Here is a 25,655-nt window from a genome sequence, read left to right as displayed (position 1 = left end):
AGAACCATCGATGAAACATTCCCTTACATCTATTTGTCCACGATCTAATAGATCCTGAGCCAGGCTGTGAAGCACCATATCCATCGCCCCTTCTCTTACCCATTGCTGATAGCGGCGATGGCAGGTTTGATAGGGCGGATACCTGTCCGGCAAATCTTTCCATGCTGCACCTGTTCGCAGCACCCAAAGAATCCCGCCAGAGTACTTCTCTGGCATCTCTGCGTGGACGACCAGTTCCTGCATAAGGTTGCTCAAAGACAACCGATACGCGCTCCCACTGCATATCTGTTAGATCCATAGATAATCAAATAAAGCTCACTTCTATAACATCAATACGCAAAATTGAGTTTTGAGATAGCTTCTAGTATATTTTACCTACTTACCCCATGAACATAGAACCATTCATGCGCCGCGCCATTGAACTGGCGAGCGAAAATGTTACCAAAGGATTAGGCGGCCCTTTTGGGGCGGTCGTTGTGCGCAATGGCGAAATCATTGGCGAATCGGGCAACCGCGTAACGCAACTCAACGACCCGACCGCCCACGCCGAAGTGTCTGCCATCCGGCTGGCTTGTGAGCGCATCGGCAATTTCAGTTTGGAAGACTGCGTGCTGTTCACCAGTTGCGAACCCTGCCCCATGTGTCTTGGTGCGATTTACTGGGCGCGCATCCCTGTTGTTTACTATGCCAACGATCGCCACGACGCGCACCGCATCGGGTTCAGCGACCAGTTTATCTACGAAGAATTGGAAAAGCCGATAGACCAGCGCAGTATCCGCATGTTGCGCCTGCTTCCCGAAGAAGCCCGAATTTCCTTCGACCTCTGGGAAAAATCGGTACAGAAGATTCCGTATTAACAATCAGTACGAGATCCAAAAATTGAGGTGTACACTGATTGAGGCAGATCACACAGACAAACGCTGGTTTTGATTCAAAAAAACTGTGAAAATCTGCGCAACCTGCCCTATTCAGTGTTCTAAAATATTGCAAAGCACTAGGCCGTCTGCTTGCTGAGTACGCCGCTGAGTACCTCGGTAAGTTTTTCGCACAGGGCGTTCAGCTCTTCCTCTGTCCAGGTGATGCGCACAACCATTGAAATCAGGCGCTGCATGATTGCATCGGTAGCAGGGAACTGCACGGTAGCATAGTCCTGCGGGCACTCCATCGTTTGCGCCGGAATTTTGAACAGGGTTTTCATGCCGCGCAGGTGCTCCCAGTTGCGGATATAGTGGAAGTGGTTGTCGTACCAATACTGAATACCACCGATACCGTTTTCTGCAAAAGCCTTCACCACGCGGCGGGCAGTTTCCTCATCAGGCAGGAAAAACGACAGGAAAGTCGCCGAGTCTCCCTCAGGGTCAGGCAAATAGCGGAAAGTAATTTCAGGGAATTGCGCCAGCGTTTCCTTTAACTTTTTCTTGTGCTTGCGCTGTTGGGCGAGGATATAGTCAATTTTGCGAAGCTGCGCCAGCGCAACAGCTGCGTGTAGCTCACTTGTGCGGAAGTTTGTACCCAAAACAGGATGCCCTTCCATCCCGCGGTTGTTGCCGATGTGGTCGTGTCCGTGATCGCTGAACATGTCGGCGTTCAGGTAAATTTGCCGGTCGTTAGTAACCACTGCACCGCCTTCACCTGCGGTAATAATCTTGAAAAAATCGAAAGAATATGCGCCTACCTTGCCGAAAGTGCCAAGCATTTTGCCTTTGAAGGAAGCGCCCAATGCCTGCGCCGAGTCCTCGATCAGGATGAGGTTGTGTTCTTCGCAAATCTGCACGATTTCATCAATTTTTGCCATCGCACCGCACATATGTACCAATACAATCGCCTTGGTTTTAGGCGTAATCGCTGCGCGAATAGCGTCAGGGCTGAGGCACAAGGTTTCGTCAATATCTACAAATTTAGGCACAGCGCCCCCCAGTAATACACCTTCAACGGTTGCAATGTAGGTGAACGGCGGCACCAGCACCTCATCGCCCATGCCCAAGCCGCAGGCAGCCATGCAAAGCGCAACGGCTGTTGTACCGCTCGAACACATCAGCGCGTATGCTGCACCTGTGAATTTTGCCAGTTCCTGTTCAAAAGTTTTGGCTTTCCAGTGTCCTTTGCGTTGTTCGTCGTGGTTATAGCGGAACAGAATACCTGTCTCCAATACATCGTTAATCTCTTTGCGCTCTTCTGCGCCGATCAGTTCTGAGCCTGGCATGGTTTCAATGGGGTTAGATACACAATTTTTAGGCGCAAAATTACTGTTTTAGGTGCAGAACTATGCTATTTTCTGACCGTTGGCAGCAGGCGCATCGGGGCGCAGCAAGATCACATCGCCGCTGCCGTCCACAACGCCCAGCACAAGGCATTCCGACCTAAAATCCGCGATCTGTTTAGGTGGAAAATTGACGACCGCAACTACTTGTTTGCCAATGAGTTCCTCTTTTGTATAGCGCCGGGTAATCTGCGCCGAACTTTTGCGAATACCCAATTCGCCAAAGTCAATTTGCAGTTGGTAGGCAGGTTTTCGAGCCTTAGGGAAATCATCTGCGGCGATGATCGTCCCGACGCGCATTTCGACTTTCTCAAAGTCTTCCCATGTTAGCATGGCTTGCATAGAATTTTTTGATGAACTGGTAAAACACGTAGAGACGTTGCACGCAACGCCTCTACACATATTTTTAGGATATAACGTCCAATTAAACCAGCATCCGAACAGGGTCTTCCATCAGCCGGACGAGAGTTTGCAGGAATGCTGCGCCTGTTGCGCCATCTACTACGCGATGGTCGCAGGCAAGCGTTACTTTCATCACATTGCCAATGCGGATTTGACCATCGGCAACTACGGGCACTTGGCGGATAGCGCCTACCGACAAAATGCAAGAGTCGGGCTGGTTGATAATAGAGGTAAACTCTTCAATGCCAAACATGCCCAAATTGGAAATAGAGAAAGTATTTCCTGCCCAATCAGCGGGTTGCAGTTTCTTATTTTTGGCTTTGTTGCTGAGGTCTTTCACTTCGGCAGAAATTTCAGCGAGCGATTTTGTATCTGCAAAACGCACCACAGGCACCAGCAAACCATCTTCTACAGCAACGGCAACACCGATGTTTACGTGGTGATTCACGCGGATTTTATCGCCCAGCCAAGAGGCATTGACCATCGGGTGCTTGCGCAGCGCCATGGCACATGCCTTAATAACCATGTCGTTGAATGAAATCTTTACAGGTGCGACTTCGTTCATGCTTTGGCGGGCTGCCATCGCCTTGTCCATATTGATTTCTACGGTCAGGAAGAAATGCGGGGCAGTGAAGGCGCTTTCGCTCAGCCGACGGGCAATGGTCTTGCGCATCTGATTGACAGGCAATTCCGTAAAACTTTCTTCGTAGGCAGCTGCCATGCGCTGCGGCATTGCAACAGGCGCTGCGGCGCTTTGAGCAGGCGTAGCAGCGGGTACGAAAGCCTCCACATCGCGCTTCACAATACGACCGTTCTCGCCCGAACCTTTGATTTGGGCAATGTCCAGTCCTTTTTCTTTAGCAAGGCGTTTTGCCAGCGGCGAGGCTTTGATTCTTCCGCTATCGGAAGATTTGTCGCCTGTGCCGGCAGCAGGCTGTGCAACAGGAGCAGCGGCAGCAGTCGTTACAGGTGTGGGAACGGTTTCAACAGCGGCAACTGCGGATTGCTCAGGGGCGGTTGGCTGGTTGAGCAACGCCTGATAGTCAGCGCCCGCTTCGCCGATGATAGCGATGATGCCATCCACAGGCACAGACTGACCGGCCTCCACACCAATATAAAGTAGTGTTCCGTCTTCATAACTTTCCAACTCCATCGTGGCTTTGTCAGTTTCTACCTCTGCCAGAATATCGCCTGATTTTACTTTGTCGCCAACTTTTTTCTGCCAGGAAGCAATTACTCCTTCGGTCATTGTATCGCTCATTTTTGGCATTCGGATAACGGTGGCATTTACTTTGGCAGCAGGTGCGGCAACAGCCACAGACTCGGCAATGGCTGCCGCAGTTGCAGGAGCAGCAGAGGAGTTACCTAATTGCGCCAAAATAGCATTGATATCTTCGCCCGGTTCGCCGATAATGGCAATTACACCATCTACCGGTACGGCTTGTTTCTCCTGTACGCCAATGTGCAACAGTACACCGTCATAGTAGCTTTCCAGCTCCATCGTAGCCTTGTCGGTTTCTACCTCAGCCAGAATATCACCCGATTTTACCTTGTCTCCTACTTTTTTGAGCCATGAGGCGATGACACCTTCGGTCATCGTATCACTCATTTTTGGCATACGAAGAATTTCAGCCATATGATTTATATTGTGCTTTGTATAATCTTTTGATGCAACGGTTGTTCAGAAGGAGTCCAAAAATACGGCATTGCAGCCAAAGAGGAAACCGCAAGGTTAAAAATTCTTTGCTGCCGTTGTTCGTTCAAAACGTTAGGATGCGGATTTTGGCAGATTTGGCCGATGAATGCAGATTTGAATTGAACAAATCAGCGCAAACCTGTGCCATCCGCCTAAAATCCTTATCCGTTGTTCGTGTCTCCACGAACGACAAGTTGGTTTAAGTAGCTCGTGAGGACACACACGAGCCACGGCAGTGGATAAATTCCTGTTGTTCGTGTCCCGTTGCACGTCGCCCACGAACAACTCCGCGAAACCCCCAATCTTACAATCCCTTGCGGTAGTCCAAAGGCGGCTTGATATCGCCAATCATTGCCTTGTATTCAAAGTTAGCGCCGCGACGGCTTTGCATTTCGGCTTTGGCTTTTTCTATCAGCGCGGGGTTGTTGAGCAGATCCAGACCTGTGGCGGCAATAGTTTTGGCGGCGTTTAACATGCCTTTCATACCGATTCCCATGCCATCGGCGGCTGTTGCCTGCCAAGTATGCGCTGCCGTTCCGGGTACCCATGTGGCAGTTGAAAGCCCTGTGGTAGGTACCAACCAGCTAATGTCGCCTACGTCGGTAGAGGCAGGGAAAAATGACTGCTTAAACGGCTGAATTTCTTCGGCAAATTTCATCGGGGGCAAGTTTTTGCCCATTGTTGTGCGCAGTTGTTCGGCAAAGGAAAGTTCGGCGGCGTTGTATTTTACTCCGCCTACCTTGCTTAGATTACTGTGCATCACAGAAGCAAGCGTTTCATTCGGCAGCAGCCCCATGTGCGCTGCGTCAATGTTGTATTTAACGGTTGTGCCTGTGCCTATTGCTGCTCCTTCGGCGGCTTTGATGACGCGCTCCCAAAGTTCCATCGTAGCGTTGTGATCGGGCAGGCGCACGATATACTCCGCCTCTGCATAGTCGGGAACTACGTTGGCAGCCACTCCACCATTCTTAATGACGTAATGGATGCGGGCTTCCTGCGGTATGTGTTCGCGCATCAGGTTGACCATGTAGTTCATCGCTTCCAGCCCGTCTAAGGCAGAGCGCCCTCGCTCGGGGCTGCCTGCGGCGTGGGCGGTTTGCCCGTAGAATCGGAAAGTGCCGCTAATCATGGCCAAGCAACTTTCAGGGTTAGCAGCATTGACTGCGCCCGGATGCCAGTGCAGTACAACATCCACCCCATTGAAACAACCTTCACGTGCCATGAAAACTTTACCTGCGCCGCCTTCTTCGGCAGGCGTTCCAAAGAGTTTTATTGTCCCCGCCTGTCCCGTTTTGAGCAGGTGATCTTTCAGGGCGATGGCAGCCGCAACCGATGCCGTTCCAAATAAATTATGCCCGCAACCGTGTCCGCTGCCGCCTTCTATGATTGGTTTGCGATAGGGCACTGTGTCTTGCGAAAGGCTCGGCAGCGCGTCAAACTCTGCCAGAATGCCGATGACAGGGCCGCTTGAGCCATAGGTAGCCACAAAAGAAGTTGGCAAACCCGCTACTCCGCTTTCAACTTTAAAGCCCGCTTCGCTCAGTTTGCTTTGCAACAGGGCGGCGCTTTTCTGTTCCTGATAGCCCAACTCGGCAAACGACCAAATGTCGCGGGCGACTTGTGAGTATTCGGGGAATTTTTTGTCTAATTGATTCCAGATGGCGACTTTGTCCCGGTCTTTGGTGTTCATTGACTTTCTGTCCTGCGCAACAACCGACGGCAAGCTGTACAGCAGGCAAAGAGCAATTACAGTGATGGTTTTTCTCATAGTGGTCATGTCTGAATTGGTGTTTGACCAAATTTAGCGAATTAATTTTTACCGCCAAGAGCGCAAAGGTTTACCGCAGAGCACGCAATGAATTATCTTAGCGAACTTTGTGATTTTAACCTCTGCGTACATTGCGGTTCTTGATTTTAAACACCCAATGAAACCCATGAATAAACCCGACAAAACCACGATAGAAGCCGCAGTAGCGCGCATCAAGCCATATATTCACCGGACTCCTGTACTGACCAGCCATTCACTCAACGAACTGGCGGGGGCAGAACTGTTTTTTAAATGCGAAAACTTCCAGCGCACAGGTTCTTTTAAAATGCGCGGAGCTACGAATGCCGTCTTTTCGCTTTCCGATGAGGTGGCGACAAAGGGAGTAGCCACGCATTCTTCGGGCAACCACGCGCAGGCGATGGCAAAAGCTGCTCAACTACGCGGCATACCTGCCTATGTGGTCATGCCTTCCAATGCGCCCACATCCAAAATAGAAGGCACGAAGGCAGCAGGCGGGCAAATTATTTTCTGCGAACCGACTTTGCAGGCACGCGAAGACACGCTCGCGCAGGTGGTCGCCGAAACGGGTGCGGAGTTCATTCCGCCCTACAACGACTACCGCACCATCGCGGGGCAAGCAAGTTGTGGCTATGAACTCTTGCAGCAGACAGAGCATTTGGACTACATCATCGCGCCCTGTGGTGGTGGCGGGCTGCTGAGCGGCACTGCGCTTGCTGCCCATTACTTTTCGCCGCAAACCACCGTGCTGGGTGCAGAACCCCGCAACGCCGACGATGCGCACAGGTCATTCCACGCGGGGTACATCATCCCCTCGGTCAATCCTAATACGATTGCCGACGGCTTGCGCACCTCGCTGGGCGACAAAACTTTTAGCATCATCCGCGAACACGTGGCCGATATTCTGCTCGCCGATGAGCAATGGATTGTCAAAGCCATGCGCTTAATTTGGGAGCGCCTTAAAATTGTAATTGAGCCATCCTGTTCGCTGCCGCTTGCCGTGCTGCTGCAAAACCGCCCCGAAGCGTTGCAGGGCAAACGTATCGGGCTGATTTTGACCGGCGGCAATGTAGATTTAGACGTGTTTTTTGCGCAGTATGAGCAGTAATATTTGCGCGGATTATCGTACTATTATGCTGAAATGAATCATCTACCATGCGGTTTTTATCTCGTAGGGATTATTGGTAACACTAAAATCAACCCTACCCCCCTTTTTTCTGCACCGTATGAGTTATACAAGTAATTTGCGAAGCTCCCAATGGAGTAACCGAAGAGGGCAATGATTATACTACAGATATTGAGAGGCTGTCCAAAAAGTAACATAGGCTTTAGTCTGTGATCGTTTAAGTACTTGATAGTCAGACGACTACAGACTGAAGTCTGTGCTACATGTGGCTTTTCTGGACAGCATCGGTTACACAGCATACAATTCATAGTGGTATTAGTATCAGTTTTGTTGCACGGTAAAAAATAGCCTGAATCAGGCATCACTAAAACAGCTAAAAATTCGGATTTTTAAAAAAACTGCTACCTTAGCTTCCTACACAAGAAAGCCATTAACCGAATTTATTGCTATGTTTTCCCCCTATCGCCAGATATTCAACCAAAACTTTACCGAAGCCCGTTACAATGCCATGCTTGCCGATATCAATGCGCAGTTTGGTTTCGAAGTGGCTTTTAAGATTTGCGAAACGCCTATTTTTATTTCTCCGGCGCTCAAGCAGCGTTTAGAAGATGCGGGAGATGCCGTTTGGCAGCAGGTGAATAGCGAAGTTTACCGCCGCGAAATGCACCGTGCTATTCCGCCGCATTTATTGGTGCCCAACGATACCGAAATGCCCGATTTCGCCGCCATTGATTTTGCAATCGGCAAGGATGCAGAGGGCGAGTTGATGCCGCAACTGATTGAACTGCAAGGATTTCCGTCGTTATTTGCCTTTCAGCATTTTATTGCAGGGATGTTCAAGAAACACTATGAATTGCCGGCTCATCTCACGCATTTTTTCCCTGCCGAGTTACAGCAAAACGAGGATCTATACCTTGAAAAACTGCGCCGTGCGATTGTGGCAGATGCTGCGCCCGAAAGTACGATCTTGCTGGAAATCATGCCTGAAAAGCAGAAAACCCGTATTGATTTTGCCTGCACCGAGCATTTTCTGGGTATCAAATCGGTTTGTATTACTGCTGTGCGAAAAGACGGCAAAAAGCTATACTACGAACAGGACGGTAAAAAAATCTGGATCGAGCGCATCTATAACCGCGTCATTTTCGATGAGTTGAGCCAGCGCACCGATCTGCCGCTGCACTTCAATTTTACCGATGCGTTAGACGTGCAATGGGCAGGGCATCCGAACTGGTTTTTCAAGATGAGTAAGTTTACGCTGCCTTTCCTTGATAGCCCCTATGTACCCAAAACTTACTTTTTGCATGAATTGACTGCTATTCCCGCAGATTTGGAAAACTACGTGCTTAAGCCGCTGTTCTCTTTTGCAGGAGCAGGGGTGAGGTTCGATGTCAGCCGCGCCGATATTGATGCAATTCCCGACAGCGAGCGCAGCAACTACATCCTGATGCGCAAAGTGAACTACGAGCCTGTGATAGAAACCTTAGACTACCCCGCCAAAGCGGAGGTGCGTTTGCTGTTTGTCAATGTAGGCGGTAAAATGGAACTGCTGACCAATCTGGTGCGCCTCAGCAAGGGCAAAATGATGGGCGTAGATTTCAATAAAGGCATGACTTGGGTAGGTGGTACGATTGGTTTTTTCGAGCGATAGGTTTTTATTTGAAAAGCTGGTGTTTATGCAAATTTTGATCGCTCCGAATGCCTTTAAAGGTACTATTGAAGCCGATGATGCCGCGAAAATTGTAGCGGAAATCTTGCAACAGCGGTATCCGCAGGCGAAAATCGTATGCTGCCCGATAGCTGACGGCGGCGATGGTACTTGCCGCCTACTGGGAAAAAATCTGCAATGGCAGCCGCACAGCGTATCGGCAACGGATGCACGCGGACGCGCAATCATTGCTACGTATTACTATGACGCACCTACCAATACAGTTTGTACCGATGTCTCATCGGCTTCGGGCATTCGCCACCTTGCGCCTAATGAACGGGACGTTTGGAGCGCTTCCACTTTCGGTACGGGGCAACTGATAGCCGATGCCGTTCGGCAGGGAGCGCAACATATCGCCCTTGGACTGGGCGGCAGCGCTTCGGTAGATATGGGGCTGGGCATTTTGCAAGCGCTGGGACTTAAACTCTATGATGCTGATCATCAGTTAATAGCGCCTTTTAGCTACCGATGGTTGGAGCGCATCGCCGCGTTTTCGGCGGAACATTTACAGCCCGTCGGAAAAATCACCTGCCTTTGCGATGTGGACAATCCGTTTTTTGGCGAACAGGGCGCAATTCCTGTTTTTGCACCGCAAAAAGGATTACAAGCAGCTGATATACAATATTTTACAGCAAATGCAGCGCGAATTTTCAGTTTATTGCAGCAAATTAACCCCTCGTTGATGGATAAACCTACATTCGGGGCGGCAGGAGGTATTGCAATGGGCTTATCTACATTCTACGATGTGGAAATGGTTAGCGGCTCGGCCTATTTTTTTGAGGCGGTACAAATGGAGCGCCTCATTGCCCAAAGCGATTGGATTATTACGGGCGAAGGTCGCTACGACTTCCAGTCGGAAAGCGGCAAGGGCTGCCATGCGCTGTTGCTCTTAGCCAAAAAGTACGGCAAGCGCATCAGCCTGATCAGTTCCGGCAGCGCGGCGGAGCTGGCAAACAGTGGTTTTGACGATGTATATGTACTGCCTCCGCTGGATTTTGGGGCGGCAGATGTTATATCTGTTGCCCGCCAACAATTTGAGCAGATGGCTGCATCTATCAAATGATATTTTTCTGCTCTGTTTGAAATCGGAGCTTGTATTTGCGTGGTGAAACCCCAATACGCGCCTGAAATACCCGATAGAAATAAGACGGATCATTATAGCCCGACTGGTAGCAAACCTCTTGCACGTTCATGTCGGTATCTTGCAGCAATCGCGCCGCATGAGCTACTCTCATATCGTTCACAATGTTAGAAAAGGATTTGCCTGTATTATTTTTCAGGAAATAACACAAAGTGGTCTTCGTCATACCGATGTGTTCAGCAGTGGCTTCCAATGTCAAATCGCCTGTCATGTGCTCAAGGATAAAGGCATATATTTTTTGTATTTTTTTGGAAACATGTGTGTACGACCGTTTAGCGCCAATATTCTGACTGAGTACCGTAACCTTGGGGGCTTGAGCAAGCAAATGCAATATCTCAAACAGACTTAACAGCCGTTGGAAACTATTTTGCGTTAGCATGCGAACGATGCGCTCGCCAACAACAAGAGAAGTTTCTTTGGAGAATTGCAAGCCACCTGCCGCCTCTTGCAATAGTCTATTCACTTCTTTGAACTCTGAAGCACTGAAAAAATCCTTACCCAGAAAATCATCTTTAAACTGAATAACAATTTGCTCTGTTTCCTCATCCGTGATCCAACAGTGAGGGAGTTCCGAACCGAGCAGCACTAAATCACCCTCTTCATAATTATCAATATCTACTCCTACGAACCGCTTGCCTTTGCTTTTCAGGGTATAACAAATTTCTATTTCAGGGTGAAAGTGCCATGCGCCTTTCATGGATGTACGGCTTTGCCGGCAGATAGTGCGCAGCAGGAAACTGTTGCCCGGTTCATAGGGGATATTTTCAAAATCTGGCTTCATTTGCAGGATACTTTTAGTTAGTTATAGCTAAGCTGCAATATAGTCCATAAAATGCGAAATATAAGCCAATTAATAGACAGTTCGCTTACAAACTATCGTCGCTGCTTAGATGTTTTTTTGTAACTCACAAATAGTAAAAAATATGAAAATGAGACATCTACTTGCGGCGCTTGGCTGCCTTTGGCTGCTATCCGCACAGGCACAGGACGGTACGGTGAAGGGTAAAGTAACCGATACCGATGGGGAGGCGCTAAACGGCGCTACGATATTTGTACCCAAAACCAGTAAGGGTACAGTTACCGATCTGGAGGGTAATTATACACTGCAACTGCCTGCGGGTAAATACCGCATCGCTTTTCGCCTGTTGGGCTATGGTGAAAAAATACTGGATGTAACGGTAGAAGCAGGGCGTGAGCAGGAATTGAATGTATCGCTGAGCGAAATGGCTTCCGAACTACAGACCATTGTTGTAACCAGCACCTTTGCAACGCGAACGCAAATGGAAACGCCGATGTCTTTGTCGGTGATTAGTGGCAAAAGACTACAGCAACTCGCCGCTAATAGCCAAGCTGATATATTACGCACAATTCCCGGTATTACGGCAGAAGGCGGCGGAGGAGAGGTTGCTTCCAACGTTTTCGTCAGGGGCTTGCCTTCGGGCGGACAGTATCAGTTTACCCCCATACAAATTGATGGGATGCCTGTGCTAAGTACTTTTGGTTTGAACAGTTCTGCACATGATGTATATTTTCGCAACGACTTAGGGATGCAGAATCTGGAATTTGTGCGTGGCGGTATCTCAACACTTTTTGGCGCCGGTTCTGTTGCCGGTATTATCAACTACGAGAGTAAGACAGGTTCTGAAAATCCTGAAAATGCAGTACAGTTAGAGTGGGCAAATGGCGGTCGTTACAAGGTAGATTTTTTGAATACCGGTAAAGTTTCAGACAGCCAGCGCCTGTACTATGCGATTTCCGGTACTTATCGCTACGATGAAGGGCCAATTTTTACAGAATTGCCGTCAGAAGGGATACAACTCAGAGCGAACATAAAAAAACTAACTGACCGTTCTGCTTTGACTATATCAGGTCAGTTCATTGATGATGTGGCTCAGTTCTATCTGCCGCTGCCGCTCAACGGCGCTGACCGCTCACGTGCAACAGGCAATGATGGCAGTACAGTATTTACCTTGCAGTCTGTTCATGCTGCGGATTTGGGTTACCGCACTCCGGGTGGATTTTTTCAAAGCCCTATCCGCAACGGTTCTAAGACCAGAGGGGGCTATGTAATGACACGCTATCAATACGATTTGGGCAACAACTTTGAGTTTGATGGTAAAATCCGCTACTCGCGCTATAACCACGAGTTCAATCTTTTCCTCGATGGCCCTGGTGCAGGCAATGTCTCTGTGGAAAGTCAGGCAGCCTATGCCACACGTGTGATGCCTGCTGGCGCTTCCAATCCTGTATTTACATTTGTAGATAACGGCCGTCCATTGCCTGCCAACGCCCGACTTTTTGAAAACAGGGTACTAGATAGGATTCGCCCGCTCAATGAACTGACGGGGGAGTTTAATGTTACCAAACAAATTGAGGGCGATAAGTGGAGTCACAACATCACTTTGGGAACTTTCCTAACGCGCACGACTGCAACGGATTTCAATGTTACTACCCGTTTTTTAGGAGAGTTTAACAACGTGCCGCGATTAGTAAACATGACTTACAGAGACGCAGCAGGTAATGTAATCAATCATACGGTTGGTGGCATCAGCGGCAGAGGTATCGGCTATGTCAATCGTATTATTTCCAGCGGCAAGCAGGCAGTTTATCTGACGAATGAAATTAAAGGCGATCGTCTGAACTTTGACGTAGGGTTGCGCTATGAAAATGCAGTCGGTAATTTGAGCTACGAGCGCACAGCTTCCTATCTGATGGATAATGCTGCAAATATTGGTGCCAACCTGAGGAATGTTGTCTGGGGCGCAGGCGTTTGGCAGCAGGGAAGGGTAAGCACCTCGGCTCTTGCGATCGCGTTGGGCGCTGTGTATAAACTGTCCGACGATATTAGCCTGTACGGCAACTATTCCAACGGTTATTTCTTCCCCGAACTGCGCGGTATGCGTTTCAGAGCCGACGGCAATCCCGAAACATATACTCCTGAGCGAATCAATCAGGGTGAAATTGGCGCTAAAATCAGTAAGTCAAAGTTTAGCGGAACAGTTGCCGCCTACTATGTTGGACTGTCTAACAGAAGACAGGTCGAGTTTCTTAACCAACCCGATGGCTCAGTAGATGAGCGCGTATTTCTGACAAGCACCCGAACCGTAGGCGTAGAAGCAACATGGAGCTATTTTTTCACCAAAACTTTCTCATTCATGGGCAACTTTACTTATCAGTTCCACGAACTGACTGAATTTGAGCCCAATCCTGATTTAGTAGGCAACTGGTTGCAACGTCAGCCGCGCACAATGGCTATGGGTGGTCTTTATTATGACAATAATACGATTGATGGCGCGCTAACGGTTAATTACATGGGCAGAAAGTTTACTAACAACCTCAACAATATTGAACTTGACCCATACAACATCTGGCGTTTAGATGCCGGCTACAAATTCAGGATGAATCAGGGAAAAAATACTGCCCGGCTAGGTGTGGCTGTTTTTAATCTGTTCAACACGGCAGGTATTACAGAAGGTTCGCCCCGTTTGGGCGACGGACAGGCGGTTGGTGAGTTTTTTGTAGGTCGTCCCGAATTGCCTCGTCGTTTCTTTATTCGCGCACGCTTTGACTTCTAAGCAACTGTCCAAAGAGACATGTGTGCGTGTTTGTCCTTTTGTACAGTCGGACTCCCGTCCGGCTGCTTCACATGGACAAAATCTATTCAATTCCCAATCGCTTAATATGGAAAATAACCATGATGACAATGATCAGAGATGAAATTGCTGGAAAAGCCAAAGCCACCCTTCTGGGTAATTGGAAAGGCAGCTACAGCGTTCCCAGCAATCGCTTGTATCCTTTCCAATGGAACTGGGATTCGGGTTTTGTAGCCATTGGGTTTAGCTTATTTCGCCCCGACTTTGCAATGGCAGAAATGAGAAGCCTGTTTGAGGCACAATGGAGCAACGGCATGTTGCCGCACATCGTTTTTCACGATGTTACCAAAAAAGACTATTTCCCCAACTACGAGTTTTGGGGAACGGATAATATTCCTGAAAAACCGCCCAGTATCCGCACTTCAGGTATTACACAGCCGCCCGTACACGGATTTGTGTTGGAAATTCTGATGGAGCGGCTACCCGAAAGCACTGAGAAAACCGCTTTTTTTCACTGGCTTTTTCCCAGAATCAAGGCGCTTCATGCCAATTTATACGCAGACAGAGACCCAAGTGGCGAGGGATTGGTTTTTATCTATCATCCTTGGGAAACGGGCAGAGATAACAGCCCGCTATGGACACCTGCACTGCAAAGAATCCAACTTACACCGCAAGATATTCCGCCTTATCGCAGAATCGATAACACAATTGCCAATCCTGAAGAACGACCGACCTCTTTTGACTACGACAGGTATGTGTACCTGATAGACATAGGCAAAAAGTGCGGTTACGATGGCAAACGAATTGCCCGCGAAAGCCCTTTCCTGATTCAGGATGCTATGTTCAATGCGCTTCTAATCCGTTCTAACGAGGCGCTCATCAATCTTGGAAAGACGTATGGCTTGCCCGTAGACGATGTCGTACAATGGCAGCAAAAAAGTAAAACCGCTTTTGAGAGTAAATTGTGGTCTGATAGAATACAAACATATTGCAGCTACGACATGGTGGCGGGCGAGTTGATAGAAATGCCCGAAATAGGCGGGCTTTGTGCGCTTTTCGGAGGTTCACCGACCTGCGATAGGGCTGCGGCAATTGCTCGGTACATGGAGGAGCTCGCTTCCGGGCGCAGTCAACCTTACTGGCTTTGTCCGAGTTTTGACCCCGATCATGCCCTGTTTAACCCTAAAAAATACTGGCAGGGCCCTGTGTGGCCGCAGATGAACTGGTTGCTGAGCAAAGGTTTGCATCGCTATGGTTATGATGTACTTGCTGCAAGGCTGGCAACCGATTTGTTGGAACTGTTGGAGCAATATGGATTTTATGAATATTTTGACCCGCGAAAAAATCTTTCCGACCAATTGACTAAAGGTTATGGCGGTGGCGATTTTTCATGGACTTCTGCCGTGGCGCTTGACCTACTGGATGCCTATGGAAGCGCTTGATTACCTCATCATAGCCATCTACCTAATAGGGATGCTTGGGTTAGGCTATCTTTTTAAACAGCAAAAGGATGGCAGTTCTTATTTTCTCGGAGGGCGCTCGCTGGGCTGGTTTACACTGACTATCAGTTGTGCGGCTACACAACTTTCTGCTATTTCCTTTGTATCCGCTCCGGCATTTGTCGGCATGAAAGCCGGAGGTGGAATGAAGTGGCTGACTTTTGAATTTGCTGTCCCTTTGGCTATGATATTCCTCATGCTTTTTGTCGTTCCCCCGCTGTATCGTGCCAATGTGCTTAGTATTTATGCCTTTCTGGAACAGCGATTTGGCAGTTTTACAAGGACGCTCATCAGTATTGTCTTCCAAATCAGCAGGGCGCTGGCAACCGGTGTGGGTATTTATATGGTCGCCCTTATTCTCAACGGTGTTACGGATATTTCAGTAGAACTGACAATTCTCATGGTAGGGGTAATTACCCTTATCTATGCCTATCAAGGGGGTATGAAAGCCGTTGTGATTGGCGATGTGATACAAATGGGCATACTGATCATCGGCTTATTTATCTGCATTGGCTATGGGCTGATGCATATCGGAGGCTGGCAGGTCTTTGTTGAAAAGGTAGATGAGAGCCGCCTACAGGTAATCAATTTTTCATCACTTAGCTTGCAAAAAAATGATGATTTCGGCTTCTGGCCGATGGTGCTGGGGGGCTTTTTTCTCTATGCTTCCTATTATGGTACTGATCAGAGTCAAGCACAGCGCATGTTGTCGGGCAAAAACCTGAACGATGTGCGTAATATCCTGATTAGCAACGGATTTATCCGTTTCCCAATTACGCTTACTTATTGTGTAATGGGGTTGATTATTGGTACGCTTGCCCTTAATGATGCTGCATTTCTTGCAAAAATTCCTGCTAATAAGCCCGACTTGATGATGCCCGTTTTTATTCGCGATTTTTTGCCGCCGGGTATTACCGGGTTGCTCATCGTAGCCATTTTCGCCGCCGCGATGTCTTCGGTGAGTTCTGCCGTAAATTCTATCAGCGCTACTACGGTAGAAGATTTGATTGTTCGCAACAGGCAGATTACCCCCGAGCGCTACGTGCAGATTTCAAGAAATACTTCGCTTTTCTGGGGCGTAATCTGTGTAGGTTCAGCATTTTTCGTTGGTAATATTGCCGACACAGTGATTGAGGCAATCAATAAAATCGGTTCGGTGTTTTATGGACCTATTCTGGCAGTCTTTTGTTGTGCTGTATTGCTGAAGCGCATTAACGGAACAGGCGCTAACGTCGGACTAATTGTAGGAGTAGCTTGTAATCTTTACCTCTGGCTATTTGTACCACAGGTATTTTGGTTTTGGTGGAACCTGATCGGATTTTTAGTTGCAGTTGTTACGGCGCTTGTTGTCAGTCTGGTACAGCCAGAACCCTCTCATACACCGGCCTATGTACTGATTACGCAAACAGATTGGTTGTATGCCACTCTGCTGCTTACATTTTTCGCGATAATGGTGTCATTTGCTTACCTGATGCCCGATTTATGGAAATGGTTACAGATTTAGACTTTGTGCTGCGGCTTTACCTTGAACCGCAGCACAATTTCGCCTGTTTCGGGATGGGTTTCAAAGTAATTTTCTGAGGCGATAACTTCCGCTCCGGTGGTGATTTTCAGCATATTGCTGAGGAAATCCACGCCGCTTTGCAGCACTTGGCGGAGCTTTTCATCGGCAATAAGGGAGAAGGTAGCGGCGGCGCTGTCCTCTTCTGCTGTTACAGGGGTAGTCGGTGCAAGTTCCTGCTGCGGCAAGAGGTCGCCGAGCGATGCGGCTAACTGTTCCAGAAAATGGCTGCGCCCTTCGGCAGATAAATCCACCGAGTCGGGTGTAGCGCCTTCGCCCAGCACGCCCTCTATCAGGTTTTGCTTGAGCAACAGTCCACTTGCAATTTTTTCCTCAATGCTGTTTTCCGCATAAAGATTGATAACTGTCAGGTGTTGTCGCTGTTGTCCGATGCGGTCTATCCTGCCGATGCGCTGCAACTTTTTGGCAGGGTTCCAAGGCAATTCAAAGTTGATGACCGTGTCAGCCATTTGGAGGTTCAGCCCGGCGCTGCCTACGTCGGTACAAAGTAATACTTTGCAAGTCGCATCGTCCGCAAAGCGGTTAATAACTTCCTCTCTGCGGCGAACGGGCACATAGCTGTTCAGTTCCGTAAAGCCAATACCATAGTCAAGCAACATCTTGCCGATTAAATCGCCCATGCGCATCCATTCAGAAAAAATAATCACCTTGCGCGGCTGGTGCAGGATGTCCAATTTTTCAAGCAGGATGTGCCGCAATTCCGCCAGTTTGGGGGAATGATTGGTTTCTTTGTCAATCAGAAAAGTAGAGTTACAAGCCATGCGCATTTTGGCAAGCAGTTGTGTAAGTTTCTGATTGTCAAATGGAGTAATGAGTTTTTTGCCCAAGATAGCGGCAACGCCCTGCGCAAATTCGTTGTGGTACTGTTGCTGTTGCTCGTGCAGCGTTACGGGCACATGCACCTCGCTCACTTCGGGCAGTTCGTCCAGTACATCGGCTTTGGTGCGGCGCAGCAGAATGGGTTTCAGTCGCTCGTGCAGCTCGTGCAGGTTGTAGTAACCTGTGATTTTGTTGCGCTGTTTTTCATCAAAAAAGCAATAGCGGTACGAAAACTCCCACAGCGGCGCAAGAAAACGCGGATCTATGAATTCTACGATAGAATAAAGATCTATCAGGCGATTTTCAATTGGCGTTCCGGTAAGGGCGAGCGTGTGTTTGCGCTGAATTTTTTTGAGCGCCTGCGCGGTTTGTGTAGCAAAATTTTTGATGCGCTGCGCCTCGTCCACAATCAGCAAATCAGGTGCAAAGGCGCTGTTGCGCGTAAAATAACCGACATCTTTCAGCAACAATTCATAATTGACAATAACAAAAAATGCGGAGGAGCTGCCGTAAACCGCCATGCGTTTTTCGGGAGAACCATCGGCAATGAGCGCGGTTTCGCCCGTGAATCGCTCAATTTCCTGTTTCCATTGCTGTTTGAGTGGGGCAGGGCAAACAATCAGTGTACGCTTAAAGCCAAGTAACTGCTTTTTGAAAAGGGCAGCGCCTATTGCCTGTGCGGTTTTGCCCAATCCCATCTCATCGGCAATGATGGCAGCTTCGCGGAAAGTGGCAAATAAAATACCTTGTCGCTGATAATCAAATAGTTCTGTCTTGATTAAAGATGCTGGAACTTGTTGGTGTTGTGCTTGCAGTTCCGCCAGCGCACGGCGATTGAAGGCAGTTTCTAGCTTTTCGGTTACTTCGGGGCGAATCAGGATTTCTTTTAGCGCCGCCGATGCTTCCAGAAATGGCAATAAGTTGAATAAGTCCTTATCGGGCAGTGCAGGCGTAGGGAAATATTGCGCTATCAAAGTACGCGCCTCGCCAGAAGCAGTCGGAGCAAGTGCTGCCGTAATGCGGTACTGATTCAGCGGGTCTAAGAAAATTTCGGTAAAAGGAAACATTTCCGCCTTTGCAGCCTCGTGCAGTCCCTGTTTTTTGGCTGCTGCAAAAGCAAACATCAGGTGCTTGCATGTTCCCAGTTTATTTACCTGATAATCAGGGCACGAGCAGTAGCCGATTTCCTTCGCAAAGTCGCGGAAAGTGATCCGGTAGCCTTTATTTTTTTCGTTGCGCAGCAGATGCTCGCCGAAGGGATTAGCAGCTAATTCTAGCTGATAATGAGCTTGTTGCGCTTTGTCTTTCCGCTCTGCCAGCACGCGCTTTGCCATGCCTTCTTGAGTATAGCGAATGCCCTTATTGGCAGGTGTCGCAATTGTTTGCTGTCTGCTCATCAGGTCAATGGAAGCCATCAGCGCGGCAATGGCAGGCGCATCCCAGCCCTGCACCTGATTGTTGGACTGCTTTTGTACAGCCGTTTCACCGATGCTGATTTTGACTTCTGTATCCTGAAATAAATCCTTTACCAACCAGTGAAAACCCTGCTCGGATTGGGACAATAGTTGGACTGCACCATTGGCAAAAAGCCCGTGCCCCTGTCGGAACATCCATTCCGACGTGTTATTTTTTATTTGGTGTAAGAATATGCGCGCAGTTGCCAGCATTGTCCGAATCGGCCATTTTGCCAAAAAGATAGCAAAAAATACGCTTATGGAAGCATCTGGAGTTCTATGCCTCTGTCGCGTGTGGCAGAGTTGGGGATTGGATTGCCCGCGATCATTCTTTCGGGCGATACACCTTTTTGGGCAAGGTACGCCATTACCGTAGCGGCGCGTTTTTCGCCCAGCCGCGCACTGCCTTCAGGGCATTTAATCTGCATGCGCAAGGTGCCGTTTTCCAGCAAGAAGCTACTGATCCGATCTAATACAGGTCTGGAAGATTCGCTCAGTTTGTCGGTTTGGTTATCAAAAACAATCGAAGGAATTTGCCAGTTAGTCTCGTTGCTCATAGGTTGGAGCAAGATGCTATACTCGCCTTTACCGATCTGCTCGCCCAGTTGCCAGTGCGAGAAAAAGCCCCGCGCAGTTACTTCTATGAAATAGGCATCAATCGGCTTATCTAAGTAAAAGTTGAATCTGCCGTTGGCATCCGTAGAGGTGAATTTGACAGTGCGGGCGGTGTTGATATCAATTAGCTTAATTGTTGCGCGTACGGGTTGATTGCGTTCGGCACTCTTCACAATACCGTTGATGACAAATATAACATCCTGTGCGTCAGATATATTTTCAGTAATCTGTTCTGACGATTGCGCAATGGTTTTTTCTGCTTGCAGGCTGAAACTGCGCTGTACGGTTTTTCCGTTGCTTTCCTCTGCCGTAATGCGGAAGTTTTCCTGATACTGTATTTTACCCTGTTGCCATACGCAGAGCTGAATGTCAGTTTCTACAGGAATTTCTATTTTGTAGTTGCCGTTTACATCTGTGCGTAGTTGGGCTGTCTTACCCGGATGAGTAAACTGGATCTGGGTATTGGCAAGTGGTTCGCCGCGTTTGCCGGTGATTTTGCCTGTCAGCAGCACCTTGACAATCGGGAAAAACTGGTAAATATCGTCGCCGCCCATGCCCCCGGAGCGATTGGATGCAAGGAAGCCTTTGTTGCCGTAGATCTGTAACCAGTAGTCGTCTCCCGTTGAGTTGATAGGGAAACCTACATTTTCAGGTGTACTCCAGTGCTTTTTGACAGGGTCGTATTGTGTTTTGAAAATATCAAATCCGCCGATACTGTTCCAGCCTTTAGAACTGAAATACAGCGTTTTGCTATCGGCAGCGAAAAAAGGGGCAAACTCATCGCGGGTACTATTGATCTCTACGATAGGAAAGGGGAAACTCCACGATCCGTCGGCTTTGAGTTCGGTGTAGAATAAGTCTAAACTACCCGATTCCGGATTAAAAGCTGAAAAAATCAACTTGCGACTCTGATCGTATAGCGTAGCAGCCAATGGGCGGCTTGCTTCAATAAACTGTATTTTCAGTTCGCGCACGATCTGCCAGTTATTGGCTGTAAGTTGGGCAAGCCATAGTTTACCGCCGCCCAGCGCCAGCATTGCTTGTTCGCTATCTACCCATTGTAAAATGATAAGGTCATTTTTTTCCTGATTGCTTTCACTGACCTTGCGCCATTCCCCGTCTTGCTTTTGGACAAGAAACCAACCTTCGCGTTCGGCAATGGTTTTGTTTGCATTGCCCTTACTCTTGCGGATGAACCACAGGCGCTGCCCGCTGGGAAAACTGATAGGTATGCTTTCATTAATAACAGAGTTGATCCCCTGTATATTTTCAATTGCGTAAGTAACAGGTTTGCGCATCAACTCGTCTACATATCCGAGCATAGTCAGGATAGTGGCAGCGTCTTTAGCAAATCGCTTACTTCCGCGCTGTGTCAGGTAGGTGTTAGTGGCTATTTTGCTTTCTTCAAAGCGGTGGTTCATGTAGGCTGCACGCCCGAGCCAATAATGATAATCCTCGATAAAAACGGCTTGTTCCTTAGAAATCAGCTTGAGGTAGTCGTAGGCTGTCCCTGCCTGTTGCAGTTGCAAGTAGCACAAAGCAGCGTAGTATAAAGCCTGCTCGTCTTGTTTGCGTTCGGTGAGCATACTTTCTAACAAAAAGACTGCATCGGCATATTTTTTTGCTTTATAGGCTTTCATCGCCGCTTCGAATGAGGCAATTTTAGCAGCAGACGGCTGCCCTTGCAGCACGCCTATAGCACCTAACGTTATTACAACAACAGCAGAAAGGAATCGGAGCGCTATCAGCCACCTGTTTTTTTGACCTTGTAGCCTTCTTTGAGAAGCCATTCGTAGATTTTTTCCCTAAAATCGCCTTGAATGAGAATAATACCGTCTTTTACGCTACCACCTACGCCGCATTTGGTTTTCAGGGCTTTACCTAAGGCTTCCAGATCGGTGTTACTGCCTATAAAACCCTCTACGATGGTTACTATCTTCCCCGCTCTTTTGCGGTCTAAGAGTAGTCTGAGTTGTTGCTGTGCAGGGGGGAGCGTTTCTTGCTGCTCGTCCGCTGTTTGGTAAATAAAGTCGGGGTTGGTACTGAAAACCACGCCTAAACGATTTTTATGTGATTTTGCCATGACTAACGCAGATCAACTTCTACCACTTTGGGGTATTGTGTCTTGTCAAAATTGAAAAAGGCATCGGCTACAGTAATATCGGGCTGAAAGTTGTTGATTGTATATAGCGAGCGTCGGCCGTTCTTCTCAAAGATTTGCCAGCTTTTAAGATCGCGGGTGCGCCTATTGATCGTTAGTCTGATCTTGAAGTAGTTCAGGTTCTTGTCGTCGGGTGTCAGGTCAATGACATCGAATACCTCGCCATTTTCCTTCTTCTCTTCCATGTAGTTGTACTTGAAGCCCTTTTTGTACATGTTGTACACCTCTGCAGGGTTAATATCTCCGCTTTCCGGATCATATTCGGTGATGGTTACTTCGTTGTCCTCCTTAGAATATGTCCAAACCGTAGTCTGATTATTATACACTTCCTGATTGCCTAATTTCAAGCGAAACTTCGAGCCTTTGACTGTAATGACTCCAGTAAAAGTTTCATCTAGTTTTTCCTGCGGGCTGCGCAATTGATAGCTGAAATCGGCGCGGAAAGCGCTCATTTTCTTGTAGCGATCGCTCATTGCATTTAGAATAGCCTCAGCTTTAGGGTCGCGGGTATTATTCTGGGCAAGAGCAGTGGGTATATAGACATACAGACAAATAGACAGTAGTGCGAAAATTTGCTTCATATAATCACGAATAGTAAAATTGATTGTCAATGTAAGGATTTCAATAATTGTTCCAAAGCGTGTTCGTCGTGCATTAAAACCTTGCGTGCTTTGCTGCCTTCAAAAGGCCCTACAACTCCTGCCGCTTCTAACTGATCCATGATGCGCCCGGCGCGATTATAGCCTAAGCTAAGTTTCCGCTGGATGAGCGAGGTGCTGCCCTGCTGGTGTGCCACTACCAACCGGGCGGCTTCTTCAAACATCGAGTCGCGATTATTCAGATCTACCGTTTTGGTCTCAGCCCCTTCGTCTTCATACTCAGGCAGCAAGTAAGATGTGTCATATCCACGTTGCTCGCCAATAAATTCACAAATTCGCTCTACTTCGTGTGTGTCTATGAAAGCGCATTGGAGGCGGATAATATCCGAACCGTTAGAAAGCAACATATCCCCCTGACCAACGAGTTGCTCCGCACCGTTGCTATCCAAGATCGTCCGACTGTCCACCCGAGAAGACACCTTAAACGACAAGCGTGCCGGAAAATTGGCTTTGATAATGCCCGTGATAACATTGACCGAAGGACGCTGCGTAGCAACTACTAAGTGTATGCCAATCGCACGTGCCAACTGTGCCAGACGAGCGATCGGTGTTTCTACCTCTTTACCCGCAGTCATCATCAAGTCTGCCAATTCGTCAATAATCAATACAATATAAGGCAGGAAGCGGTGTCCCTCCTGCGGATTGAGCATTCGGTGGGTAAACTTATGGTTGTACTCCTTAATATTTCGACAACCCGCATCTTTAAGCAAGTTATAGCGCACATCCATCTCAATACACAAAGAATTGAGCGTATGGATAACTTTTCGCGTATCAGTAATAATCGGTTCTTCCGAATTGGGCAGCGTCGCCAGAAAATGACGTTCAATGCGATTAAACAGTGTCAGCTCTACCTTTTTAGGATCAACAAGTACAAATTTCAACTCCGATGGATGCTTTTTATATAGTAAGGACGCAAGAATAACGTTTAATCCTACCGATTTACCCTGTCCTGTAGCGCCAGCCATCAACAAGTGTGGCATTTTAGCCAAGTCTGTTACAAATACCTCATTTGAAATTGTTTTACCTAGTACAATTGGTAATGCCTTATCGCTGTTAACAAACTTTTCATGCGTAATGATTGAACTCATGCTAACCATCTCGCGATTTTTATTCGGCACCTCTATGCCAATCGTACCACGTCCGGGAATAGGTGCAATGATACGAATTCCCAAAGCCGATAGGCTGAGCGCAATATCATCTTCAAGTGTTTTTATGCGCGAAATCTTTACGCCTGCCTGTGGTACAATTTCATACAGCGTTACTGTCGGGCCAATCGTAGCTTTAATGCTTGAGATGCCAATTCGGAAGTTGCTCAGCGTTTCTACAATCCTATCTTTATTCTGCTCAAGCTCTTCTTTAGTAACACGAACCTTGCTGATTTCGGGCTGATCCAGCAGATCCGGCGTAGGATACTTATAGGAGCCAAGATCCAGTTTATGATCGTATAAGCCAAAGCGCACATAGGCAGGCTCATTGATAAGCGACTCGTCTTCCTCAGTCTGATCGGCAAACGTATCAGAAGATTCCGTAGGGTCTTCAATGCTAAAAACAGGAGATGACTGCACAGGGACAGAAGGTGTGGCAACATTCGGATTGTCAAAATCTTCATCTTCGTACATCACTTCACCCCGCAACATAGACTGAGGGGGCTGGTGAGCCGATTGCTCAGACTCCTTTGGCACATAACCGGATGTCTTGTGAGCAGTAGCTTGTCGCAGGTTATTCAGAATTGCCTCTGCCGGATTGAAATTATTGCGTACATCTTCGGTAGCTGCTGCAGCCTTGCTTTTGATCTGTTGTGCGGTTTGCTGCGCTTTTTGCTGGAAGTTCAGCAACGTATCTAAGTCAAAGCTATAAACCATGAATATAATAAATGCAATTAAGAGCAACAGCAATACTGCCCATCCCATAAAGTTATACAGTCCTTGCGCAAGTCCATAACCAATACCGCCGCAAAGAAAACTGTATTGGCTTTCAGATTCAGTAATTAGCACTAAGTAGCCGAAAGAGGTACTCAACCAAAATAGAAAGAAAGTAAAAATCTTAGCAGACTGCCAACCTGTGAATAAACTGCGCTGGAATACAAGCAGCCATCCGCCGTTCAAAAAAATGGGAACAAACAAAAAGGATGCAACGCCAAACCATTGATAGATAAAGTAATAAGATAGAATCGCACCGAACCGCCCTAACCAGTTGCGGGCAGTCGCACCCGACGAGTCCCACGACTCTACAATACTCTGGTCAGCATCTCCCGTAGAAAAGTAGGAAAGAAACGAAAGCAGCAATACTATCGAGAATGCTATCATCAGTAGCCCGAGTGTGATAAAGAAACGCCTGTCTTGCAAGAAGGCCGTCAGATCCTTTAACTTGAACAAAGATGCTGAGCTACTGTTCCTTTTCTTTTTATATAAGTTGCGTTTGGCAGCCATCAGATAGATTGTAATTTTGAGAACTGTTTTAATTACAATGACAAAGTTACTGTTTATCACATAAGTAACATGAAATTAGCCGTATCTTTCCTTATGCTTGTAATGGACAAAGGAAAAATAATTGCAAAAACTTTAGGGAGGGTATTGCGTAATTCGATTACGCACTCCAATTTTGCAGTCCCTAATCGAATACCCTCGCACGGGTGATACGAGACAAAATGGGATAAAAAAGTTCATTAAAATTTGGTTTTAAAGCATTTATTACTTAACTTTGTAATTCTAATCGCATATGAAATGAACGTATGCTATAGTTTAGATGAGTAAGTTCTAACCCTCAACTTTTTTGAGTTTTTTTTACAATTTTTGTGCCTTATTTTATCTTAACATCCTACAATTGAGGAGTTGAGTAAATAGCTAAGTGAGATTGAGGATTGAAAAAACATTTTTTCTTAAGTAAGTTTTGAAATCAAGGGATGTTTATTACTTTTGCAGCCCGAAACTGGGAAGTCTGACAGGGGGTTAGATGCGATTGAAAAAAGAGGGTTAAAAAGTTGCTGCAAAGTATTTGGAAGTTAGAAAAACGCTTATTACTTTTGCAGCCCAAAATTGGGAAATCTGACGGGGGGTTAGATGCGATTGAAAAAAGAGGATTAAAAAGTTGCTGCAAAGTATTTGGAAGTTAGAAAAACGCTTATTACTTTTGCAGCCCGAAATTGAGAGAGATTCTC

Annotated in this window: 18 protein-coding genes; 7 read left to right on the top strand and 11 right to left on the bottom strand. The window is 47.5% G+C overall.

The window, feature by feature from the left end:
* The coding region (locus ACWIP2_RS00910; protein WP_448518006.1) for a transposase at positions 1-243 on the bottom strand (243 nt) is incomplete at its 3' end.
* A 143-nt stretch (positions 244-386) separates the two neighbouring features.
* Between ACWIP2_RS00910 and ACWIP2_RS00905 the strand changes: the two genes are divergently transcribed.
* Positions 387-857, top strand: a complete 471-nt coding sequence (locus ACWIP2_RS00905; protein WP_448518005.1) for a nucleoside deaminase — start codon at positions 387-389, stop codon at positions 855-857.
* A gap of 137 nt (positions 858-994) precedes the next feature.
* Here ACWIP2_RS00905 and ACWIP2_RS00900 read toward each other — a convergent pair whose 3' ends face one another.
* The 4 genes from ACWIP2_RS00900 to ACWIP2_RS00885 all read right to left on the bottom strand — a co-directional run bounded on the left by ACWIP2_RS00900 (position 995) and on the right by ACWIP2_RS00885 (position 6,135).
* Entirely contained in the window at positions 995-2,203 is a 1,209-nt protein-coding gene (locus tag ACWIP2_RS00900) for a DegT/DnrJ/EryC1/StrS family aminotransferase (protein WP_448518004.1), read from the bottom strand.
* 60 nt (positions 2,204-2,263) lie between these two features.
* Positions 2,264-2,602, bottom strand: coding sequence for a tRNA-binding protein (locus ACWIP2_RS00895; protein WP_448518003.1), 339 nt, complete (start codon positions 2,600-2,602; stop codon positions 2,264-2,266).
* A gap of 82 nt (positions 2,603-2,684) precedes the next feature.
* Positions 2,685-4,298, bottom strand: a complete 1,614-nt coding sequence (locus ACWIP2_RS00890; protein ID WP_448518002.1) for a pyruvate dehydrogenase complex dihydrolipoamide acetyltransferase — start codon at positions 4,296-4,298, stop codon at positions 2,685-2,687.
* 364 nt (positions 4,299-4,662) lie between these two features.
* Positions 4,663-6,135: an amidohydrolase gene (locus ACWIP2_RS00885; protein ID WP_448518001.1), complete on the bottom strand. Its 1,473-nt coding sequence runs from the start codon at positions 6,133-6,135 to the stop codon at positions 4,663-4,665.
* A gap of 148 nt (positions 6,136-6,283) precedes the next feature.
* On the opposite strand from ACWIP2_RS00885, the gene ACWIP2_RS00880 reads away from it, so the two are divergent.
* The 3 genes from ACWIP2_RS00880 to ACWIP2_RS00870 all read left to right on the top strand — a co-directional run bounded on the left by ACWIP2_RS00880 (position 6,284) and on the right by ACWIP2_RS00870 (position 10,038).
* Positions 6,284-7,252, top strand: a complete 969-nt coding sequence (locus ACWIP2_RS00880) for a pyridoxal-phosphate dependent enzyme (protein WP_448518000.1) — start codon at positions 6,284-6,286, stop codon at positions 7,250-7,252.
* A gap of 466 nt (positions 7,253-7,718) precedes the next feature.
* Positions 7,719-8,918, top strand: coding sequence for a hypothetical protein (locus ACWIP2_RS00875; RefSeq protein WP_448517999.1), 1,200 nt, complete (start codon positions 7,719-7,721; stop codon positions 8,916-8,918).
* 25 nt (positions 8,919-8,943) lie between these two features.
* A complete protein-coding gene (locus ACWIP2_RS00870) occupies positions 8,944-10,038 on the top strand; it encodes a glycerate kinase (RefSeq protein WP_448517998.1) in 1,095 nt (364 codons plus the stop codon).
* Here ACWIP2_RS00870 and ACWIP2_RS00865 read toward each other — a convergent pair.
* On the bottom strand, positions 10,031-10,897 hold the full coding sequence (locus tag ACWIP2_RS00865) for an AraC family transcriptional regulator (protein ID WP_448517997.1): 867 nt from the start codon (positions 10,895-10,897) through the stop codon (positions 10,031-10,033). The genes ACWIP2_RS00870 and ACWIP2_RS00865 overlap by 8 nt on opposite strands.
* Positions 10,898-11,045: 148 nt before the next feature.
* Here ACWIP2_RS00865 and ACWIP2_RS00860 point away from each other — a divergent pair, with 148 nt between their 5' ends.
* The 3 genes from ACWIP2_RS00860 (at position 11,046) to ACWIP2_RS00850 (ending at position 16,712) form a co-directional block, all read left to right on the top strand.
* Positions 11,046-13,691: a TonB-dependent receptor gene (locus ACWIP2_RS00860; protein ID WP_448517996.1), complete on the top strand. Its 2,646-nt coding sequence runs from the start codon at positions 11,046-11,048 to the stop codon at positions 13,689-13,691.
* Between the two features lie 119 nt (positions 13,692-13,810).
* Positions 13,811-15,151: an MGH1-like glycoside hydrolase domain-containing protein gene (locus ACWIP2_RS00855; protein WP_448517995.1), complete on the top strand. Its 1,341-nt coding sequence runs from the start codon at positions 13,811-13,813 to the stop codon at positions 15,149-15,151.
* On the top strand, positions 15,138-16,712 hold the full coding sequence (locus ACWIP2_RS00850; protein ID WP_448517994.1) for a sodium:solute symporter family transporter: 1,575 nt from the start codon (positions 15,138-15,140) through the stop codon (positions 16,710-16,712). Before ACWIP2_RS00855 ends, ACWIP2_RS00850 begins: the two co-directional genes overlap by 14 nt.
* On the opposite strand, the gene ACWIP2_RS00845 is transcribed toward ACWIP2_RS00850, so the two are convergent.
* The 5 genes from ACWIP2_RS00845 to ACWIP2_RS00825 all read right to left on the bottom strand — a co-directional run bounded on the left by ACWIP2_RS00845 (position 16,709) and on the right by ACWIP2_RS00825 (position 24,927).
* Complete coding sequence (locus ACWIP2_RS00845) at positions 16,709-19,219, bottom strand: DEAD/DEAH box helicase (RefSeq protein ID WP_448517993.1); 2,511 nt, start codon at positions 19,217-19,219, stop codon at positions 16,709-16,711. The two genes, ACWIP2_RS00850 and ACWIP2_RS00845, sit on opposite strands and share 4 nt — an antisense overlap.
* Positions 19,220-19,320: 101 nt before the next feature.
* On the bottom strand, positions 19,321-21,468 hold the full coding sequence (locus ACWIP2_RS00840; RefSeq protein WP_448517992.1) for a hypothetical protein: 2,148 nt from the start codon (positions 21,466-21,468) through the stop codon (positions 19,321-19,323).
* The gene (locus tag ACWIP2_RS00835) at positions 21,423-21,761 is read right to left on the bottom strand and encodes a translation initiation factor (RefSeq protein ID WP_448517991.1); all 339 of its coding nucleotides are present in this window, start codon (positions 21,759-21,761) and stop codon (positions 21,423-21,425) included. The genes ACWIP2_RS00840 and ACWIP2_RS00835 overlap by 46 nt, the downstream gene beginning before the upstream one ends.
* Positions 21,762-21,763: 2 nt before the next feature.
* A complete protein-coding gene (locus tag ACWIP2_RS00830) occupies positions 21,764-22,420 on the bottom strand; it encodes a LolA family protein (RefSeq protein WP_448517990.1) in 657 nt (218 codons plus the stop codon).
* Positions 22,421-22,446: 26 nt separating this feature from the next.
* Positions 22,447-24,927, bottom strand: coding sequence for a DNA translocase FtsK 4TM domain-containing protein (locus tag ACWIP2_RS00825; RefSeq protein WP_448517989.1), 2,481 nt, complete (start codon positions 24,925-24,927; stop codon positions 22,447-22,449).
* Positions 24,928-25,655 lie beyond the last annotated feature (728 nt).

The organism is Rhodoflexus sp., from assembly GCF_053489755.1.
This window is presented reverse-complemented; position numbering and strand designations above follow the sequence as displayed.

Coding starts and splice junctions, on each gene's coding strand:
- ACWIP2_RS00905 (WP_448518005.1), top strand. CDS start 387: ATGAACATAGAACCATTCATGCGCCGCGCCATTGAACTGGCGAGCGAA.
- ACWIP2_RS00900 (WP_448518004.1), bottom strand. CDS start 2,203: ATGCCAGGCTCAGAACTGATCGGCGCAGAAGAGCGCAAAGAGATTAAC.
- ACWIP2_RS00895 (WP_448518003.1), bottom strand. CDS start 2,602: ATGCAAGCCATGCTAACATGGGAAGACTTTGAGAAAGTCGAAATGCGC.
- ACWIP2_RS00890 (WP_448518002.1), bottom strand. CDS start 4,298: ATGGCTGAAATTCTTCGTATGCCAAAAATGAGTGATACGATGACCGAA.
- ACWIP2_RS00885 (WP_448518001.1), bottom strand. CDS start 6,135: ATGACCACTATGAGAAAAACCATCACTGTAATTGCTCTTTGCCTGCTG.
- ACWIP2_RS00880 (WP_448518000.1), top strand. CDS start 6,284: ATGAAACCCATGAATAAACCCGACAAAACCACGATAGAAGCCGCAGTA.
- ACWIP2_RS00875 (WP_448517999.1), top strand. CDS start 7,719: ATGTTTTCCCCCTATCGCCAGATATTCAACCAAAACTTTACCGAAGCC.
- ACWIP2_RS00870 (WP_448517998.1), top strand. CDS start 8,944: ATGCAAATTTTGATCGCTCCGAATGCCTTTAAAGGTACTATTGAAGCC.
- ACWIP2_RS00865 (WP_448517997.1), bottom strand. CDS start 10,897: ATGAAGCCAGATTTTGAAAATATCCCCTATGAACCGGGCAACAGTTTC.
- ACWIP2_RS00860 (WP_448517996.1), top strand. CDS start 11,046: ATGAGACATCTACTTGCGGCGCTTGGCTGCCTTTGGCTGCTATCCGCA.
- ACWIP2_RS00855 (WP_448517995.1), top strand. CDS start 13,811: ATGATGACAATGATCAGAGATGAAATTGCTGGAAAAGCCAAAGCCACC.
- ACWIP2_RS00850 (WP_448517994.1), top strand. CDS start 15,138: ATGGAAGCGCTTGATTACCTCATCATAGCCATCTACCTAATAGGGATG.
- ACWIP2_RS00845 (WP_448517993.1), bottom strand. CDS start 19,219: ATGTTCCGACAGGGGCACGGGCTTTTTGCCAATGGTGCAGTCCAACTA.
- ACWIP2_RS00840 (WP_448517992.1), bottom strand. CDS start 21,468: ATGGCTTCTCAAAGAAGGCTACAAGGTCAAAAAAACAGGTGGCTGATA.
- ACWIP2_RS00835 (WP_448517991.1), bottom strand. CDS start 21,761: ATGGCAAAATCACATAAAAATCGTTTAGGCGTGGTTTTCAGTACCAAC.
- ACWIP2_RS00830 (WP_448517990.1), bottom strand. CDS start 22,420: ATGAAGCAAATTTTCGCACTACTGTCTATTTGTCTGTATGTCTATATA.
- ACWIP2_RS00825 (WP_448517989.1), bottom strand. CDS start 24,927: ATGGCTGCCAAACGCAACTTATATAAAAAGAAAAGGAACAGTAGCTCA.